Raw genomic sequence first — 19,386 nt, 5'->3', positions numbered from 1 at the left:
CCTTCGTGGAACCGTTACACCGCCATTCCCTTTGACCGTCGGCGCTTCTATGATTTCTCAGTTCAGGGAACAGCCGCCACGGCAGACGGGGAGGACATGGCCAAGCTGGTAGGGACAATCTCCATTACAACTCATGCCAGGCGCTCCGCGCCCGCAGCACGGTCAGCCAAGCGTTAGCGCCAATGCAGGCGCGGTCGAGTACGCTGGGGCGGCTTCGTGTGCAACTGCGGCGCCTGTTCTATGGCCACCGTCCGGCGGCAGTTGCCTTCCAAGCGGGTCTCCTTGCCATTGACCTCGCCGCGATCACCTACTTTGTGGCCACCACCTTTGTCGCCGACGCGACGTGGCTGCGGGTGGTGGATCTGCTGCTCGGGGTCCTTCTCGGCCTCGAGTTTCTCGGTCGGATGCTCGCTCACCGCCACCCCATGGCCTACCTCGACAATGGCGCTGCGCTGGTCGACCTTGTGGTGATCGCCTCACTGTTCGTCTCGGCGCTTGGGGTCAACCTCGGCTTTCTGCGGATTCTCCGTACGGTCCGGCTCGTGCGGTCCTACAACGTGCTCGGCCAGCTCAAGAGGCGCTTTGCCGCCGTGCGCCGGAACGAGGAAGTGATCCACGCTGCCCTGAACCTCGCTGTCTTCGTGTTCATGATCTCCGCGCTGGTCTACGTCAGCCAGCGTGAGATCAATCCGAAGATCGAAGACTATATTGATGCGCTCTACTTCACGATGGCGACGCTCTCCACCACGGGCTTTGGGGATGTCACGCTGATGGGCAGCACCAGCGGTGAAGTGCTCTCGATCCTCATGATGCTCGTCGGGATCACACTGTTTCTCCGCTTGGCGCAGGCTGTGTTCCGTCCCGGCGGCAAGGTGCTCTTCCCGTGCCCCCAATGCGGGCTGCAACGCCACGAGCTTGACGCCGTCCACTGCAAGGCCTGCGGCCACGTGCTGAACATCCCCAACGAAAATGAGTGATGTGCCGCAGCGCGAGGGTCGCACCCAAGCAGGTGCGAAACGGATGGCCTCTGCACGAGGCTCTCGCCGCAGATGGACCGTCGGGACCGATCAGCCATATGGCCTCTTCCAATGCCGCGACTGGACACTGGCGAGGCCGCACCTAAGCCCGATCTGATAGGTTGATGACTCAGTTTGCTTCCACGGAGTTTCGCGTGACATTCAGCGCTCTCGATGATCGGCTCTGGTACCTTGCTCTTGCCTTTGGCGGGTTGTCCGTTGTGGCCACGACAATCGCGTGGCACGCATGGAGGCAGTTCCAGGACGCGCTGAAGACCCCGCTGGCTCCCGACAATGGTGACGTGCCCTACTTGAGGGAATGGGACTTCAGGTACTGGCTTAGGATTGGGTGGGTGACGGCCGGGCTCTCGATCCTCTTCTCTATCCTGTGGCTCATTCCTTAGGTGTCTCTGCCGGCCGATGAAAGTCCTGTGGCGGGTTTGGGTCCCAAAGGCCCCGTGCTCTCTATGCGGAAGGTCTGCTAATGGGATGGTCCGGCCGTGCTCCTGCCCCGCTTGTTCGTAAGCTGTGGGGCTTCGAGCCACGCAAGGAGCACGTCTCATGTCACGGTCTTCTTCTTTCGCTGCGATCGCCACCCTGGGCATCGATCTGGGCAAGAACACGTTTCATCTCATCGGGCAGGACGAGCGCGGCGCCATCGTGCTGCGGATCAAGCTCTCCCGCGCCCAGCTCACCCAGCGGCTGGCCAACATCCCGCCGTGCCTGATCGGCATGGAGGCCTGCGCCGGCGCCCACCATATCGGCCGACAACTGCAAGCGCTGGGTCATGACGTTCGCCTGATCCCGGCTCAGTACGTCAAGCCTTTCCTCAAGGGCCACAAGAACGATTATCGCGACGCGGAAGCCATTGCGGAGGCGGTGCAGCGGCCCACCATGTCGTTCTTGGCGATCAAGACGCCCGAGCAGATGGACCTCTTGGCCTTGCATCGGGTGCGCTCGCGTCTGGTCAGCCAGCGCACGGGCGTGACCAACCAGATCCGCGGCTTCCTTCTCGAGCGCGGCATCACCGTGCGGCAGGGGCTCGCGCCCTTGCGGCAGGCCTTGCCAGGCATCCTAGGTTCGTACTCTGACGCCCTATCGCTCCGCATCGTTCACCTCATTGCTGATTTGGCTGAGGATTGGCGCCAGCAGCGGACCTTCCTGTTGCCTCGTCTGAATGTGCAACCGCTTAAGCCGTCCGCTACTGACGGCTCTCGTCGGGGGATTTGAAAGTCAACATCCTGCCAATGTCGGACAAGTATGTAGGGATTATCGGACATTCTCTTGAGACAGATACCGAATGCCTCGAATATCCATCTCAGGCTAACCGGAGGAGATTGTTATGAGCTTGATCCCTGCCGCCGCCAACGAGGACATCCTGTTGCAGGAAGATCTGGACGGAGTACTCTGACTCTTAACCGTCCAGTCCACTTCAATGCGTCGTCTGAGGAGATGCTGGCGGCGCTGCAATCGGCGTTCGATAACATCACCAGCGACGAAAGCGTCCGCTGCGTCGTTCTCGCTACGGCCGGCAAAGCCTTTTGTGCTGGCCATGATCTCAAGCAGATGCGCGCCAATCCTCGCCAGGATTACTATGAAGCCCTATTCTCGAGATGCAGCCGAGCCATGCAAAGCATCGTCAATCTGCCGGTGCCGGTCATCGCCCGTGTGCATGGCATGGCATGGCATGGCGGTAGGCTGTCAGCTGGTCGCGACATGCGATCTCGCGGTGGCGGCTGAGAGCGCCACGACCATCTCATGAGAGCAGTCCGGCCTCATGTGGTGCTACGCTAGCCTTTATGCTAAGATCCTAGTCACCGGGCGGTTGCATGCGGCATTTCGGTCTCGTCCCATCATGGAATCGTCAGCCAATGAAGGCGTCGACTGTAAGCAGTTGATCAATCCTCTTCCACTTACTCGCGCTTTGTCCCGGTCATTTGCGACATAAAAATCTCCTGCATCTGCTCAAACCCTTTGAGGGTGGCCGGCAGCCAGGTTCTCAACATGGCTTCAGGCTCCATAGCTCGAATGTTCGCGGTCATGCGGTCCTGCACCTCTCGCATGAGCTGCTCTTGCATGGGCTTCACGTCCGGGAGCCCCAGAAAAGCCCGCGCCTCTTCCGGCGTGCACTCAACATCCATAGTGATCTTCATCTGACATCTTGCTCCAGCATCGACCGATTGGCTGCCGATCCCGAGTGAAGTCAATCGGGCAGGATCACGCTGCGCGATCGACATTCCGATTGATCTCAGCCAACCTATTTTTCCAGGACATAAGTACCAGGTGCATCCTCCAATGGCGGATGTTTTGAGCTGCCGATCCGGGGCGGCGCACCTTTCGGGCCCGAGCGCGCCGAAAGCCACGCCGCCCAATCCGGCCACCAGCTGCCCTCGTGGCGCGTTGCACTCTGCAGCCACTGCTCGGGGGTGGTGGTCGGCGCATCACCGGCCTCGTTGGTCCAGTAGGCGCCTTTACCACCGGGAGGATTGACGATCCCTGCGATATGACCGCTGGAGGCACGCACGAACCGCACGTCACCGCCAAACAGTTGTGTGACGCGCCAGGCGGCGTCCCAGGGCACGATGTGATCCTTCTCCGCGCCCACCGCGTAAGTGTCCTGACGAATGCGGCCGAGATCGATCGCTTCGCCCTTGAGCGTGATCTTACCCGGCTCGATCAGATTGTTTTCAACATATGTGTTGCGCAGATACCAGCCATGGGCCGCCCGGGTCATGCGGGTGCCGTCGCTGTTCCAGTACAGGAGATCAAACGCGGGCGGCTTGTTGCCCAAGAGGTAGTTGTTGACTACGTTGGCCCAGATCAGGTCGTTCGAGCGCAGCAGGTTGAACATGTTGGACATCTCGCGGCTATCGAGATAGCCGCGCTCCATCATCTGCTGCTCGATCAGGTCGATCGCCGGCTCATCCATGAAGACCGCCGTGTCACCCACCCGCGAGAAGTCCTGCAGCGAGACCATGAAGCTGGCCGCGTTGAAGCGCTTGTCACCCTTGGCCGCGAGGGCGGCCAGCGTCATGGTCAGCAGAGTTCCGCCGATGCAATACCCCATCACGTTGACGGTGGGGCTTCCGGTGATCTCGCGAATGACGTCGCTGGCCGCGAGGGGGCCGAGGTCCATGTAATCCTCGATGCCAATCTCATCCATCGACGCATCCGGGTTCTTCCAGGACACCACGAACACGGTGAATCCTTGCTCAACCAGGTACCGCATCATGCTGTTCTTGGGTTGCATGTCGAGGATGTAGTACTTGTTGATCCAGGGCCCCAGGATCAGCAGCGGGGTCGTGTGAACCTCCTCCGTTGTGGGCGCGTACTGGATCAGCTCGATCAGGCGATTGCGGTAGACCACGTTCCCGGGCGTGAGGGCAAGGTTGCGCCCGGGAGCGAAAGCCTCCGCGTCGACCATGGTCAGACGGCCCGCATTGAGGTCGGTCATCAGATTGCGGGCGCCGGCGACCACGCTGGCCCCGCCCGTTTCAATCGCCTTGTGAAGGGCGGTCGGGTTCGACATCAGCATCAGGGTCGGGCTCATGGCGTCCACGAACTGGCGCAGATGGAAGTTGATGCGCTGCCGCTCGGCCTCATCCAGGTCGTCGTCCGCGTCGGACTGCTTCAGCAGCCAGTCCGACGCGAGAAGGTAGACCTCCTTGAGGGTGCGATAAGCGGGGTTCGTGTGCCACTCGGGTGCGGCGAATCGCTTGTCCGGCGAGCGAGCAGACTGCCCATCGTCCGACGAAAGGCCTGCCAGGCCCAGCCAGCGCTGTCCGGCCTCCTGCCAGATCTGCAACGCCGAGCGCCACAGGTCCTGGTTGAAGTCCACCACGGCCTGGGCCGCCCTGGGTTTCCCGAGAGAGCGGAGCCAGACAATCCGCAACGCCCGGGTAATTTCAGCCCAATCGACAGGGACGACCTCTCGCAATGGATTGGCGTTCCACACCTGATCGATGGAACGCAGTGTCGGATTCTTCGACAGACTCTCCTGGAACTGCTTGGCCGCACCGGTGAGGATTCCTGAAGCGGGGTTGCCGACCGTCATCTCCCACCACGACCGATCCTTCTCTGCAGGCGCCTGCACCGAGGTGGACATCTGGTCCATCCACGAGGCCCAAAGTCTCAGCATCACATCGGGCCCGGGCACGTTGCTGTTCATCTGCGTTTGTGTCTCGTGAGTGTCGTCGCCGGCCATCAGCTTCCTCCAAAGTGTCTTTGTGTCTTGAAACAGTCTTTCCCGCGGTGGCCTCGAGGTGCCCATTCCTGCTCTGCCATCCCGCAGTTACAGAGCGAGGTGGGTGAAAGAGAACTCCGCGATTGATGTTTCCCCTGCATCAACAACGGATGCGCGACTATTAGACAACGCACCAGCGCGCTGGACAGGTTCATGTGAGCTGAGCCTATTAAGTTCACGCGAAAAAGCCACCTTGTGCCGCTCCTGCAGGGCCTCAGGTTGATGAACTCGTGCAATACTGACGCGTTAGTCCGACAGTTCACAGCAAACGGGAGCACAGTGATGGCCAAGCCTCAGGATCAGCCGACCACGCAAGATAAGCCAAAACTGAGCCCCGGAGATGTGGCTGAACCCGGTACCCCAGGGACGGGTGAGGATGTCTGCCCTGAATGCAAAGGCTCGGGCCAAATCGGCTCCGCGCCCTGCGCCACCTGCGGAGGCACGGGCAAGGTGACTGAGGGGATTGGCGGCGGGTAGAATATCCTGAGCTGCTGGGGCCAACAGGTACTAAAGAATGCGGGCCACTCACGAAGAGCTTTCGCAAAAGTTGCTCTGACTCACCAAATAATAATCCGATTGCAGGCTGGAGGCCCCGTCACGGGATCTTTTTCGAGATGGACAGAGCAGCATCAATCTAGTCGATAGAACACGCCTTTGCGCTATCACATGACGCATAGTGTACTTTCACTTCCTCACAAATCTGCTCAATCACCTCGGATGACGCCGAGAACACCTTTGTTCTGATACCAGCGGCTCGCTCCGTCGTGAAACGGGAGAAAGGTATTGCGGGTGAAGTTCCCCGGCACCGTCTCAGCCGCGGCCGAGTGGACTTCAACCAACTCGTCATGGTTCGCGAAGACCGCCTCTAAGATCGCGTCGACGAGGTCGACCGGAACATCACGATGAGCGACCGCGAAGTTGTAAAGCCCGACCGTCCCGTAGTTGTTCCTCAGTGACGGGTAGGTGCCCGCTCCGACCACTGAAGCTCCGAGTTCCGGCATGGCGAGGCGCAAATCGAGGATCTGTTGCTGAGTAAGCGAAACGTAACGAACCTTTCCCTCTCGTTCGAGATCAATAAAGGAGGGGAATGGAACGCCAGCTGCCACTGCGAGTGCATCAAGGGTTCCAGCCTGTACCTGGTTCGCCACGTCAGCCCAGTCGCCATGAGCAAGTGAGGCGTCCACTTTCAAAACCTTGAAGAATTCGGGGATGTAGGCTCCCGATGTGCCCCCCTGCGGGCCGATCCCGACGCGCTTGCCATTGAGTTCGCCCACTGAGCGGATCCCAGATTCCTCGCGGACCATGAACTGGAATGGCGTGTCGTACATGGGGAACAGAGCACGCATCGTTCTCAGCTGTTTGCCTCCGGTCCAAGGAGCTGATCCGTTCCAGCCTTGCAGAGCGACACCAAGTGTAACGAACCCTATCTGGATCTCGCCTGTCTCCAGTAAGAGGATGTTCTGCCCTGGCCCTTCCGTTGCTCGGGCTGTGACTGGAAGGCTGAGGGCACGAGTCAGAATGCGCGCGAGCCCTTCGCCATAGGAGTGATATGTGCCTCCCGGTGAGGCTGTGCCGATCGTGAGCGATGGGGGCCAATGCGGCTCTACTGCTGACGCGGGCTGATGGACCGCAACCAGCACCAGAAACATCGCGAAGATTTTCGCAGCGAAGCGAAGCATGAGAACTTTCCTCACTTTCGATGACGCAGTACCGGTTCAAAGTTAATTCGCATTACCAGAAGACAGTCTCTCCGAAACGATAGGTATTGTGAAGCGACATTGTGCGGTAATAGCACGGACTTCGTATCGGACAGCCTGTTCATCATGGCACGCTGTGGCTATAAAGCCTAGCTTATGCGTGACTGGGGATATTGTTGGGTGGCTCTGCTTACCGTCCTGAATGGCTACGATACGAAAATATTCAGGGACGACTTGAATGATTGGAGAAACTTACCCGTTTGGGATTTCGCAACCGGAACCGAATGCTCTACTGCTGAGTTCCCCCCTCCAGCAGCGTAACCTCTGTTAATCAGAACATTTTTCCGGTCGAATCCGAATAATCAGCGTACCCGCGTCTTATCGATTAGCGCATCCGCATCTGACGGGAGGCGCTCGGGAGGTGACGGTGGACCGCAATCGCGACCTTGACCCGGTCGAGACCCAGGAGTGGCTCGACTCGTTGCATGGTGTTCTTGATGTCGAGGGGCCTGAGAGAGCTCACTTTCTCCTCGAGCAGGTGATCGACGGAGCAAGGCGGAAGGGCGCTCCTGTCCCATACTCGGCGACGACACCCTACATCAACACAATTCCCGTCGAGCGGCAGGAGCCCCATCCCGGCGACCGGGCCATCGAGCACCGGATCCGGTCGGCCATCCGCTGGAATGCTATGGCCATCGTGCTCAAGGCCAACAAGGAATCCTCCGAACTCGGAGGCCACATTGCGAGCTTCCAGTCGGCTGCAACCCTTTACGACACCGGCTTCATGCATTTCTGGCGGGCAACCTCCGATGAGCATGGCGGTGATCTCGTTTACGTACAGGGCCACTCCTCGCCGGGGGTCTATGCTCGTGCCTTCCTCGAAGGCCGCCTTACGGAGGAGCAACTCCTCAGCTTCCGTCAGGAGGTCGACGGCAAGGGCCTATCGTCGTATCCGCATCCGTGGCTGATGCCCGACTTCTGGCAGTTCCCGACTGTCTCAATGGGGTTGGGCCCACTGATGGCGATCTACCAGGCCCGCTTCCTCAAGTACCTGCATTTCCGGGGCCTCGCCCAGACCGAGGGACGCAACGTCTGGGCCTTCATGGGCGACGGCGAGATGGACGAACCGGAGAGCCTCGGCGCGATCTCGCTCGCCGGACGCGAGAAGCTCGACAACCTCATCTTCGTCATCAACTGCAATCTGCAGCGCCTCGACGGACCAGTGCGGGGCAACGGCAAGATCGTCCAGGAACTCGAGGCCAACTTCCGCGGGGCCGGCTGGAACGTCATCAAGGTGCTGTGGGGCTCGGGCTGGGATGCGCTGTTTGCGAAGGACACGAGCGGCATGCTCGTCAAGCTGATGGAGGAATGTGTCGACGGCGAGTACCAGGACTTCAAGTCCAAGGACGGCGCTTACATCCGCGAGCATTTCTTTGGCCGCTATCCCGAGACCCTAGCGCTGGTCGCCAATATGTCGGACGACGAGATCTGGAAGCTCACCCGCGGCGGGCATGATCCGAGCAAAGTCTACGCGGCTTATGCAGCCGCCGTAAAGCACAAGGGCCAGCCCACCCTCATCCTCGCCAAGACTGTCAAGGGCTACGGCATGGGCGAGGCTGGCGAGGGCCAGAACATCACCCATCAGCAGAAGAAGATGGGCGAGGCAGTGCTGCGCCAGTTCCGCGACCGTTTCCAGATCGACCTGACGGACGAGCAGCTCCAAGAGATGCCGTTCATCCGCTTTGCCGACGATAGCCCCGAGATGCGCTATCTAAATGCGCGTCGCGAAGCACTCGGCGGCTATCTGCCGTTGCGCCGGCGCAAGTCCGATCCTTTGAATGTTCCCCCACTCTCCGCCTTCGAAGCACAGCTCAAGGCAACGGAGGGACGCGAGATCTCGACCACCATGGCGTTCGTGCGAGTCCTCAACACGCTGCTGCGCGACAAGACCATCGGCAGGCACGTGGTGCCGATCGTGCCGGACGAAAGCCGCACCTTCGGCATGGAAGGGATGTTCCGCCAGTTCGGCATCTTCTCCCAGGTAGGCCAGCTCTATCGGCCTGAGGACGCCAACCAGCTCATGTACTACAAGGAGGACAGGTCCGGCCAGATGCTCCAGGAGGGCATCAATGAGGCTGGTGCCATGTCGTCGTGGATCGCAGCTGCGACGGCGTATTCCACGTCGAACACGCCAATGATCCCGTTCTACGTCTACTACTCCATGTTCGGCTTCCAACGGGTCGGTGATCTCGCCTGGGCGGCCGGCGACCTGAGGGCACGCGGCTTCCTGATCGGCGGCACGGCAGGGCGGACCACGCTCAACGGGGAAGGCCTGCAGCACGAGGACGGTCACAGCCATCTGTTCTCGGCCACGATCCCCAACTGCATCTCCTATGACCCGACCTTCTCGTATGAGGTTGCCGTCATTGTCCAAGACGGCCTGCGCCGGATGTATGCCGAGCAGGAGGACGTCTTCTACTACATCACAGTGATGAACGAGAACTACGAGCATCCCGGGATGCCGGAGGGCGCTCAAGGCGGCATCCTGAAGGGCATGTACCTGTTCCGGGAAGGGCAGGGGACGAAGAAAGCCCCGCGGGTGCAACTCCTCGGCAGCGGCACGATCCTGCGCGAGGTGATCGCAGCTGCTGATCTGCTGGCTCAGGACTTCAACGTTGCAGCGGATGTGTGGAGTTGCCCGAGCTTTACCGAACTCGCCCGCGAGGCGATGGCGGTCGAGCGCTGGAACCTGCTTCATCCGACAGAGGAGCCGCGCAAGTCCCATGTCGGGACTTGCCTGGAGGGCCGCGACGGACCCGTTGTCGCCGCGACTGATTACATGCGCCTGTTCGCCGACCAGATCCGGCCGTTCGTGCCGCGCCGCTACCGCGTGCTCGGCACAGATGGCTTCGGCCGCTCCGACTATCGCAAGCGGCTGCGCGATTTCTTTGAGGTCGACCGGCATTGGATTGCGGTGGCGGCGCTCAAAACCCTTGCAGACGAGGGGACGGTGAAGCCCACCGTCGTGGCCGAGGCCATCGCCCGGTTCGGCATCGATCCGGAGAAACCCGCGCCTTGGACAGTCTGAGCATCGCGTAGCGAAGTCATCGAAACGGAGACCCGCCCAATGAGGTCGCCTGATCGAAGGAGGAACGCCGTGGCAACTGAGGTGAAGATCCCTGACATCGGCGACTACAAGGATGTGCCGATCGTCGAGGTGCACGTCAAAGAGGGGGATCCCGTCAATACGGATGACCCTCTCATCTCACTTGAGTCCGACAAAGCCACCATGGAGGTGCCGGCGCCCTCCGCCGGGATTGTCGAGAAACTGCTAATCAAGCTGGGGGACAAGGTCAGCGAGGGCCACGCCATCGTGCTGCTGAAGGATGGCGACGCCACCATGCCCGAGCCACCGTCGCTGATCGAGCAGCAGGAGCCAGCCCCGCCGCCCGACCGTGCGCCATCGCCGCCGGCCACAGCCCCCGCGAAGCCGAACGGTCCAGGAGCCCAGGCGCATTTCGGGCAGGTGCATGCCAGTCCAAGCGTGCGGCGCCTGGCGCGTGAGCTCGACATCGATCTTACAACCATGCGCGGGACCGGCGAGAAGGGCCGGATCACCAAGGACGATGTGAAGGCTGCCCTCCGAGGCCCGGCTGCGCCGATCTCGGCGCCTGGTCCGGTGAGCGGGATGGGCATTCCGGAAATTCCAGCAGTCGATTTCTCCAAATTCGGCCCAACCGAGACGCGCCCGCTGCCGCGCATCAAGAAGATCTCAGGCCCGCACCTCCATCGCGCCTGGCTCAATGTGCCCCTTGTCACGCATCAGGACGAGGCGGATATCACCGAGACGGACGTCTACCGTAAGGAGCTCGACGCTGCGGCCAAGGACAAGGGTTATCGCGTCACCCTGCTCGCCTTCCTGATGAAAGCCTCTGTGTCGGCGCTTAAGGAGTTCCCGGAGTTTAATGCTTCGCTGAGCCCCGAGAAGGACGCCCTGATCCTGAAGCAGTACTATCATATCGGGGTGGCGGTTGACACGCCGGAAGGCTTGGTCGTGCCGGTGATCCGTGATGTTGATCGCAGGGGTATCGGCGCCATCAGCCAGGAACTGGGGGCGGTGTCGAAGAAGGCCCGCGACGGTAAGCTCGGAGCAGCCGACATGCAGGGCGCCTCCTTCACGATCTCAAGCCTCGGAGGCATCGGCGGCACGGCGTTCACGCCGCTCGTCAACGCTCCTGAGGTCGCGATCCTTGGGGTTGTGCGCTCCCGGATGGCGCCGGTCTGGAATGGCGAGACCTTCCAGCCGCGGCTGATGTTGCCGCTCTCGGTGTCGTACGATCACCGCGTGATTGATGGAGCGCTGGCGGCCCGGTTCACGCGCCATCTCGCTCAAGTGCTGGAGGACGTGCGCCGGCTGGTTCTGTGACCCAAATCGCCCCAATGCCTGACCGCTACGGGAGACAATGTGATGAGCACGACGACCGAGATCCACCTGCCCGACATCGGCGACTTCCAACAGGTCCCGATCATCGAGGTGCACGTTCAGCCCGGCAGCAAGATCAACGTCGATGATACCCTGATCACGCTGGAGTCCGACAAGGCGACCATGGACATTCCGGCAACGGTGGCCGGGACTGTCCGTGAGGTCAGGGTTAAGGCCGGCGACCGGATCTCGCAAGGCGATCTGATCATCACTCTGGACGCGGAGGGAGCCTCCGCCATTCCGCCCAAGGAGCGGATCAAGGAGGAGGCCGCTCCGTCCCCCGGCCCAGGCCAAGCCGGCTACGGCAGTCCCAGCGGGGTGTATGAGGCGATTGAGGTCAGGATCCCGGATATCGGCGACTACACGAACGTGCCGATCATTGAAGTCCATGTGCAGCCGGGAGCCACGATCAAGGTCGACGACCCGTTGATTACACTGGAATCCGACAAGGCGACCATGGAAGTGCCCGCGGCCCAGAGCGGCACGATCAGGGAGGTCAAGGTCAAAGTGGGGGACCGCGTCTCTCAGGACGACGTGATCGCCATTATCGAGACCAGTGCAGGGGCGTCCGTTGCACCGCTCGCCGATCACGCCCCCGGGCAAGGTCAGGCAGGCTACGGATCGTCAGCGCTTGAGGCCCGGGTTGGACCGCAAGGGGACGGGCATCGGGCACCCGCGCCCGCTCCAAAGCCACCGGTCGCAGCGGCAGGAGACTTCCATGCGGAGGTGGTGGTGCTCGGGGCCGGGCCGGGCGGCTATACCGCTGCCTTCCGGGCTGCGGATCTGGGCAAGAACGTCGTGCTGGTGGACCGCTGGCCGAGCCTTGGGGGTGTCTGCCTAAACGTGGGCTGCATTCCCTCCAAGGCGCTCCTGCACGCCGCCAAGGTCATTGACGAGACAAGGAGCATGGGCGCCCACGGCATCAGCTTTGCTGAGCCTTCTATCGACATCGAGAAGCTGCGTGACTGGAAGGACGGCGTGGTGAAGCGGCTCACGGGAGGCCTGGCCGGTCTCGCCAAACAGCGCAAGGTGACGGTCGTGCCAGGCGTCGGGCAGTTCTTGTCCATGAACCAGTTGGAGGTCAGGTCGGACGAGGGGTCAACAAAGATCGTGAGCTTCGAACAGGCGATCATCGCGGCCGGATCGGAGCCGGTGATACTTCCCTTCATTCCGCATGATGATCCGCGCGTGATCGACTCGACGGGAGCGCTCGAGCTGGACGGGATCCCGCAGCGGCTCCTGGTCATTGGCGGCGGTATCATCGGTCTGGAAATGGCGACCGTCTATCACGCGCTCGGCGCCAAGGTGACGGTGGTCGAGCTGATGGACCAGATTATCCCAGGGGCCGACAAGGACATCGTCACGCCGCTGATGAAGCGGATCTCGAAGCAGTATGAGGCCATTCACCTGAAGGCCAAGGTCACCAAAGTCGATGCCAACGGGCAGGGACTAACCGTGCACTTCGAGGGCGGCAGCGCCCCGGCCACCGACACGTTCGACAGGATCCTCGTGGCGGTCGGCCGCAAGCCGAACGGCAAACTCATTGGCGCGGAGAACGCCGGCATTGCAGTCGACGCGCACGGCTTCATCCCGGTCGACCGGCAGATGCGCACCAACGTTCCGCACATCTTTGCCGTCGGCGACATCGTCGGCCAGCCGATGCTGGCCCACAAGGCGGTGCACGAGGGCAAGGTTGCGGCCGAGACGACAGCTGGCAAGAACGCGTTCTTCGACGCCAAGGTGATCCCATCGGTGGCCTACACCGATCCGGAAGTGGCTTGGGTCGGGATGACCGAGAACGAGGCCAGGGCGAAGGGGCTCAAGTACGGCAAAGGGGTTTTCCCTTGGGCCGCGAGCGGCCGCTCCCTCTCGCTCGGTCGTGACGAGGGTCTCACCAAGGTTCTGTTCGACGAGGCCACCGAGCAGATCATCGGCTGCAGCATCGTCGGGCCGTCCGCGGGCGACCTGATCGCCGAGGCGGCGCTTGCCATCGAGATGGGGGCGGATGCGCAGGATATTGGGCTAACCATTCACCCGCACCCGACCCTGTCGGAAACGATCGGCATGGCGGCCGAAGCCTTCGAGGGCACGATCACCGACCTCTACATGCCGAAGAAGCAGCCAAAGACGGCGCACTGAGCCAACGTGGGGACGCACACAGAACGACATGCCAACGGAAGGAGATAGTCATGGCCGGAAAGCAGGGTTCAACGACGGGAAACACCAATGCCGCCGGCGTGCCTGAACAAGTGAGACAGGCGGCTGAGACCACCCTCGCCCAAGCTAAGCAGGCGGTAGACCAGTACCTGCAGCAGGCCACGAACCTTCAGGAGAAGGTCGAGTCCTCCGTGCAGGCGGCGCAGGCAGGCGCACGTGATATGAACCGGAATGTGCTGGCTGCGGCCGAGGCCAACATCAATGCCACCTTCGAGTTTGCCCAGCAACTCGTGCGCGCCAAGGATCCGCAGGAGATGGCCGCTCTGCAGCAGACGTTTCTTCAACAGCAGTTCGAGCGAGTGAAGACCCAGATGCAGGAGGTCGGTGGCGCCGCCGCGCGCACAGCAGCCGACATGGGCGCTGGAGCACGTCCAAAGGGCTAGCCTGCCGAGGGCGGCCCGATGCGGCCTGCGGGCCTGAAACCGCAGCCACCCCCCTTGATATCTCGCACTTAGAGAGGCGATCATGAAGCAGGAAGTGAACGTCAAGGCAGCAGGTGGCGAGGTTAGTCAAGCGGAGCCGAACGCAGATGAGCTCCTCGTCAAGGCAGCGCTCGACTATCATCGTTTCCCGACCCCTGGGAAAATTATGGTTCTGCCGACCAAGGACATGACCACCCAGCGGGACCTTGCACTGGCCTACTCTCCTGGCGTGGCGGCCGCATGCCTGGCCATCAAGGATGATCCGCTCGAGGCCGCAAACCTGACATCGCGCGGGAACCTGGTCGCCGTGATCTCTAATGGCACGGCTGTGCTGGGATTGGGCAATATCGGGGCGCTGGCCGGTAAGCCGGTCATGGAAGGCAAGGGCTGCCTGTTCCGCAAGTTTGCCGGCATCGATGTGTTCGATATCGAGATCGACGAGACCGACCCGGATAAACTCGTCGACATTATCGCCTCGCTCGAGCCGACCTTCGGCGGCATCAACCTGGAGGACATCAAAGCGCCAGAGTGCTTCGTGATCGAGACGAAGCTGCGCGCGCGCATGAAGATCCCGGTCTTCCACGACGATCAGCACGGGACTGCGATCGTTGCCGCAGCCGCCGTTCTGAACGGCCTGAAGGTGGTCGACAAGCGCATCGACGACGTCAAGCTCGTCTGCTCAGGAGCCGGCGCTGCCGCCATTGCTTGTCTCAATATCTTGGTCGGCCTGGGCGTGCGGAAGGAGAACATCCTCGTCACCGACTCCAAGGGCGTCGTGTACCAAGGTCGCACCGAGGCCATGGACGAGCAGAAGGCGCAGTATGCCCGTCCGACGTCGGCCCGGACCCTCGGAGAGATCGTTGAGGGTGCCGATATTTTCCTCGGTCTCTCGGCTGCCGGTGTCCTCAAGCCCGAAATGGTGAAAACCATGGCGGATAGGCCGCTGATCCTGGCACTCGCCAATCCCGACCCTGAGATCCGGCCGGAGCTTGCGAAAGAGGTCCGGCCCGATGCCATCATCGCGACCGGGCGCTCGGACTATCCCAACCAGGTCAACAACGTCCTCTGCTTCCCGTTCATCTTCCGTGGCGCCCTCGACGTTGGCGCCAGCACGATCAATGAGGAGATGAAGCTCGCGGCAGTCCGGGCGATCGCCGAGCTCGCGCAGGCCGAGCAGTCGGACGTCGTGACGGCCGCCTACGGCATTCAGGACATCAGCTTCGGCCCTGATTATCTCATCCCGCGCCCGTTCGACCCACGGCTGATCACGAAGGTCGCGCCGGCCGTCGCCCAGGCGGCGATGGACAGCGGCGTGGCGACCCGGCCATTGCCAAACGTTGAGGAGTATCGGCGGTCCCTCCAGCGGTTTGTCTACACCTCCGGAACGGTGATGCAGCCTGTCTTTGCCGCGGCGGCCGAGTCCGGCCGCAAGCGTATCGTATATGCGGAAGGCGAGGACGACCGTGTTCTTCGCGCAGCGCAAGTGGCGGTCGATGAAAGCCTTGCAACGCCAATCCTGGTGGGTCGGCCGGACGTGATCGCCCAGAAAATCTCAGCACTGGGACTTCGCCTGCAACCCGGCCGCGACATCGAGATCGCCAGCTTCGATGATCATGACGCTGTGGCTGACGCCGCAGAGGCCTATTATCAGCGCCGCAAGCGGCACGGCCTGTCCCGTGATGTCGCCGCGGCCGAGATGCGGCGCAACAGCACCCTGATCGGGGCAATGCTGCTCTGTGGCGGCCAAGCGGACGGGCTCCTGTGCGGCACATTCGGAGCCTACACCAATCATCTGCGCTACGTTGAGGAGGTGATCGGACTGGCCGAGGGAGCCCACAGCTTCGCCGCAATGAGCCTGCTCCAGCTGCCGCGGCATACACTGTTTATATGCGATCCTTACATCCACCTAGACCCCACGGCAGAGGAGATCGCCGAGATGGCTATCCTGGCCGCGGCCGAGCTGAGGCGGTTTGGCCAGACGCCACGCATTGCCCTCGTGTCGCACTCCAACTTCGGGACCGCCAGCGATCCGTCGGCACGCAAGATGCGGGACGCGCTCGAACTGATCAATCGCCGCACCCCGGATCTTGAAGTCGAAGGCGAGATGCATGCCGATGCGGCGCTCAGCCGGCCGTTGCTCAACCGCATCTTCCCGGACGCACGGCTTTCGGCCGAGGCGAACCTCCTGATCATGCCGAACCTGGATGCGGCAAATGCCACCTTCAACGCTCTCAAGATCGTCGCTGGGCAGGGAATCAGCGTCGGGCCGATCCTGCTCGGCGCCGCCAAGCCTGTCCACATCCTCACCCCCACGGCAACAGTGAGGGGGATCGTGAATATGACCGCGCTGACGGCCGTGGCCGCTGGATCAGCAGCGCAGACCGGCTGATCGGATCTCTTTAATGGAGGACACGACATGGCAACGGTAACCCCGACAACGGCGGTTCTGGGATCCCATCACCAAGGCCGGTGGTATCAGCACCTCTACGTCCAAGTACTCACCGCGATCGTGCTGGGTGTCCTCTTGGGCCACTTCTATCCCTCCCTCGGCGAAGCGATGAAGCCGTTGGGCGATGCCTTCATCAAGATGATCAAGATGCTCATTGCCCCGATCATCTTCTTCACGGTCGTGCATGGCATTGCCAGCATGAAGGACATGAAGAAGGTCGGCCGGGTCGGGCTGAAGGCGCTCATTTACTTCGAGGTCGTGACAACGCTGGCTCTTGTGATTGGGCTGATTGTCGTCAACCTATGGCAGCCGGGTGTGGGCATGAATGTCGATCTCTCCCGCGTCGACACCTCGTCAATTGCAACCTACACCACGAAGGCGAAGGACCAGAGTACCATCGGGTTCCTGATGGAGATCATTCCATCGACGGTTGTTGGTGCCTTTGCGACCGGTGAAATCCTCCAGGTCCTGTTCTTCGCGATCCTGTTCGCCTTCGGCTTGCAGGCATTGGGCTCGCATGGCGAGCCGGTGCTTCGCCTCATCGACATCGTCGGTCACATCTTCTTCCGCATCGTCGGCTTGATCATGAAGCTGGCCCCGATCGGTGCGTTCGGTGCAATGGCGTTCACGATCGGCAAATACGGCGTGGGAACCCTGCTGTCGCTCGGCAACTTCATGCTGGCCTTCTACGCGACCTGCCTGCTGTTCATCTTTGGCGTCCTGGGCGGCATCGCGGCGCTGTGCGGATTCTCCATCTTCAAGTTCATCAGGTATATCAAGGAAGAGTTGCTGATCGTCCTCGGCACCTCGTCCTCGGAGTCGGTGCTCCCGCGCATGATCGCCAAGATGGAGAACCTGGGCTGTGAGGCCTCAGTCGTTGGGCTGGTGATCCCCACCGGATACTCCTTCAATCTCGATGGAACGTGCATCTATCTGACGATGGCGGCGGTGTTCCTCGCCCAGGCAACCAACACCGACCTGACCCTGTCGCAAGAACTGGGCATCATCCTGATTCTCCTGCTCACCTCAAAGGGAGCGGCCGGAGTCACTGGATCCGGCTTCATCGTTTTGGCTGCGACACTTGCCTCGGTCGGCACAATCCCGGTCGCAAGCATCGCCCTGATTCTTGGAATCGATCGCTTCATGTCGGAGGCGCGGGCCCTCACCAACTTGATCGGTAATGGTCTGGCGACTGTCGTTGTTGCGAAATGGGAAGGCGCTCTCGATGAAAAGCGCCTCCACCAGCGCTTGAACCAGGAGACGGATCTTGAAGCCGATGAGCCAGAAACGGTGAAGGTAGAGGATGATGTCGCTGAGGCGGGTGTCCCACAGCCGATTCGGGTGTGACCACTCAACCCAAAGGACGGATGCTCATGTCCGAACGACATAGTTTGGATACACGCGCGGAACATCAGCAGGAGCCCACCTCGCAGCCCCGTGCGGAGCCGTCTCTCCATCAGATTGTGGTTGTTGGTGGCGGTGCGGCAGGGCTGCAGCTTGTGACCAAGCTGGGCGACCGGCTTGGCCGCCACAAGAAAGCCCAGGTGACGCTGGTCGAGCGATTCAGAACCCATATCTGGAAACCTCTTCTGCATGAGGTAGCGGCCGGCAGCATGGATGTCGGTCACCATGCCGTCGATTATCTGGCGCAAGCGCACCGCCATCATTTCCGCTACCGCATCGGCGAGATGATAGGCCTTGATCGCGATAAGCCGGAAGTATTCCTCGCGGCCAGCTTCGACAATGAAGGTCGCGAGGTCACCCCGGCCCGCTCCTTTTGCTTTGACACATTGGTGTTGGCGGTCGGCAGCGGGAGCAACGACTTCGGCACCCCAGGTGTGAAGGAGCATGCCATCGCGTTGGACACGCCGGATCAGGCGGTGCGGTTTCATCAACGCCTGGTCAACAGTCTCATTCGAGCCCATGCGCAGCCGGGCCCGGTGCGTCCCGGCCAGCTGCATGTGGCTGTGATTGGCGCTGGCGCAACCGGCACCGAGCTCGCAGCAGAATTGCACCGGGCGACCCGGCACGTTGTCGCCCATGGGCTCGACAGGGTTGACCCGGAGAAGGACCTCAAGATCACTCTCATTGAAGCGGCAGATCGCATTCTCCCGGCGGTCCCGGAGCGGGTTTCCGAGAGCGTTATGCGCCTGCTCGGGAAGATCGGGGTTGAAGTCCGGACGAAGGCGCGTGTGACGGAGGTGACCGATAAGGGCGTGCATCTTGCCGACGGGAGCTTTGTGCCTTCAGAGCTTGTGGTCTGGGCCGCGGGAGTGAAGGCGCCTGACTTCCTGAAGGATTTGGCTGGGCTTGAAACGAGCCGGAACAATCAGCTTGTGGTTACCCCGACGCTCCAGACAACGCGGGATCCCAACATCTTTGCCATTGGCGACTGCGCCTATCTCGTCACGCCAGATCTGCCGACGCCAATCCCACCACGCGCGCAGGCCGCCCATCAACAGGCATCACATCTCGTCAAACAGATTCAACGGCACCTTGAAGGGAAACCTCTGCAGCCGTTTCGCTATCGAGATTTTGGTTCGCTGGTGTCGCTTGGAGAATACAGCACGGTCGGCAACCTGATGGGGTTCATCCGGGGCAAGGACTTCTTCATCGAAGGCTTGATTGCTCGCTTGATGTACCAGTCACTCTACACGATGCACCAGAGGGCACTTCACGGCTCATCGAAGGTTGCCATCGATACGACCGCGCGCATGCTGACACGCCGGACCGAACCCCGTATTAAGCTTCATTGATAGGCAGGATCATGGGCGTGGATTGCTGCTCTGCCATACATTACCCGTCGAAATACGCCTCTGACCATCGCGTGCTCTGCGACGTTGAGTGTCGACAAACAAC

12 protein-coding genes and 2 pseudogenes are annotated in these 19,386 nt (G+C 61.4%); 11 read left to right on the top strand and 3 right to left on the bottom strand.

Annotated elements, in window-relative coordinates; translation table 11 throughout:
- The first annotated feature begins 218 nt into the window (after positions 1–218).
- From BB934_RS34110 to BB934_RS34095, 4 genes and pseudogenes are all read left to right on the top strand, one after another.
- The gene (locus tag BB934_RS34110; protein ID WP_237050441.1) at positions 219–977 is read left to right on the top strand and encodes a potassium channel family protein; all 759 of its coding nucleotides are present in this window, start codon (positions 219–221) and stop codon (positions 975–977) included.
- 194 nt (positions 978–1,171) lie between these two features.
- Positions 1,172–1,420 carry a hypothetical protein gene (locus tag BB934_RS34105; RefSeq protein WP_157934485.1) on the top strand — a complete coding sequence of 83 codons (249 nt, stop codon included), beginning with the start codon at positions 1,172–1,174 and terminating at the stop codon, positions 1,418–1,420.
- A 157-nt stretch (positions 1,421–1,577) separates the two neighbouring features.
- Positions 1,578–2,165 (top strand): annotated as a pseudogene (locus BB934_RS34100) (IS110 family RNA-guided transposase); the annotation flags it as partial.
- Positions 2,166–2,423: 258 nt separating this feature from the next.
- A pseudogene (locus tag BB934_RS34095) lies at positions 2,424–2,763 on the top strand (enoyl-CoA hydratase-related protein); the annotation flags it as partial.
- A 166-nt stretch (positions 2,764–2,929) separates the two neighbouring features.
- Here BB934_RS34095 and BB934_RS34090 read toward each other — a convergent pair.
- From BB934_RS34090 to BB934_RS34075, 3 genes are all read right to left on the bottom strand, one after another.
- On the bottom strand, positions 2,930–3,169 hold the full coding sequence (locus tag BB934_RS34090; RefSeq protein WP_036359725.1) for a DUF6489 family protein: 240 nt from the start codon (positions 3,167–3,169) through the stop codon (positions 2,930–2,932).
- Between the two features lie 104 nt (positions 3,170–3,273).
- Positions 3,274–5,220 carry a PHA/PHB synthase family protein gene (locus BB934_RS34085; protein WP_099514195.1) on the bottom strand — a complete coding sequence of 649 codons (1,947 nt, stop codon included), beginning with the start codon at positions 5,218–5,220 and terminating at the stop codon, positions 3,274–3,276.
- Between the two features lie 743 nt (positions 5,221–5,963).
- Positions 5,964–6,938 (bottom strand): TAXI family TRAP transporter solute-binding subunit, encoded by a 975-nt coding sequence (locus tag BB934_RS34075; protein ID WP_099514193.1) that lies wholly within the window; start codon positions 6,936–6,938, stop codon positions 5,964–5,966.
- A gap of 445 nt (positions 6,939–7,383) precedes the next feature.
- Here BB934_RS34075 and aceE point away from each other — a divergent pair, with 445 nt between their 5' ends.
- The 7 genes from aceE to BB934_RS34040 all read left to right on the top strand — a co-directional run bounded on the left by aceE (position 7,384) and on the right by BB934_RS34040 (position 19,283).
- Positions 7,384–10,044, top strand: a complete 2,661-nt coding sequence (gene aceE / locus BB934_RS34070) for a pyruvate dehydrogenase (acetyl-transferring), homodimeric type (protein ID WP_099514192.1) — start codon at positions 7,384–7,386, stop codon at positions 10,042–10,044.
- A 69-nt stretch (positions 10,045–10,113) separates the two neighbouring features.
- Positions 10,114–11,382, top strand: a complete 1,269-nt coding sequence (gene aceF / locus BB934_RS34065) for a dihydrolipoyllysine-residue acetyltransferase (protein WP_237050440.1) — start codon at positions 10,114–10,116, stop codon at positions 11,380–11,382.
- A 42-nt stretch (positions 11,383–11,424) separates the two neighbouring features.
- Positions 11,425–13,578, top strand: a complete 2,154-nt coding sequence (lpdA, locus tag BB934_RS34060; protein ID WP_099514190.1) for a dihydrolipoyl dehydrogenase — start codon at positions 11,425–11,427, stop codon at positions 13,576–13,578.
- A 50-nt stretch (positions 13,579–13,628) separates the two neighbouring features.
- Entirely contained in the window at positions 13,629–14,039 is a 411-nt protein-coding gene (locus BB934_RS34055; protein ID WP_099514189.1) for a phasin family protein, read from the top strand.
- 82 nt (positions 14,040–14,121) lie between these two features.
- On the top strand, positions 14,122–16,467 hold the full coding sequence (locus BB934_RS34050; RefSeq protein ID WP_099514188.1) for an NADP-dependent malic enzyme: 2,346 nt from the start codon (positions 14,122–14,124) through the stop codon (positions 16,465–16,467).
- Positions 16,468–16,494: 27 nt separating this feature from the next.
- Entirely contained in the window at positions 16,495–17,874 is a 1,380-nt protein-coding gene (locus BB934_RS34045) for a dicarboxylate/amino acid:cation symporter (RefSeq protein WP_099514187.1), read from the top strand.
- A gap of 26 nt (positions 17,875–17,900) precedes the next feature.
- Positions 17,901–19,283: an NAD(P)/FAD-dependent oxidoreductase gene (locus tag BB934_RS34040; RefSeq protein ID WP_099514334.1), complete on the top strand. Its 1,383-nt coding sequence runs from the start codon at positions 17,901–17,903 to the stop codon at positions 19,281–19,283.
- Positions 19,284–19,386: the final 103 nt, after the last annotated feature.

It is taken from the genome of Microvirga ossetica (assembly GCF_002741015.1).
Classification (GTDB): Bacteria; Pseudomonadota; Alphaproteobacteria; order Rhizobiales; family Beijerinckiaceae; genus Microvirga; species Microvirga ossetica.
Note: the sequence above shows the minus strand (reverse complement) of the source record. Positions and strands in the feature narration are given on the sequence as shown.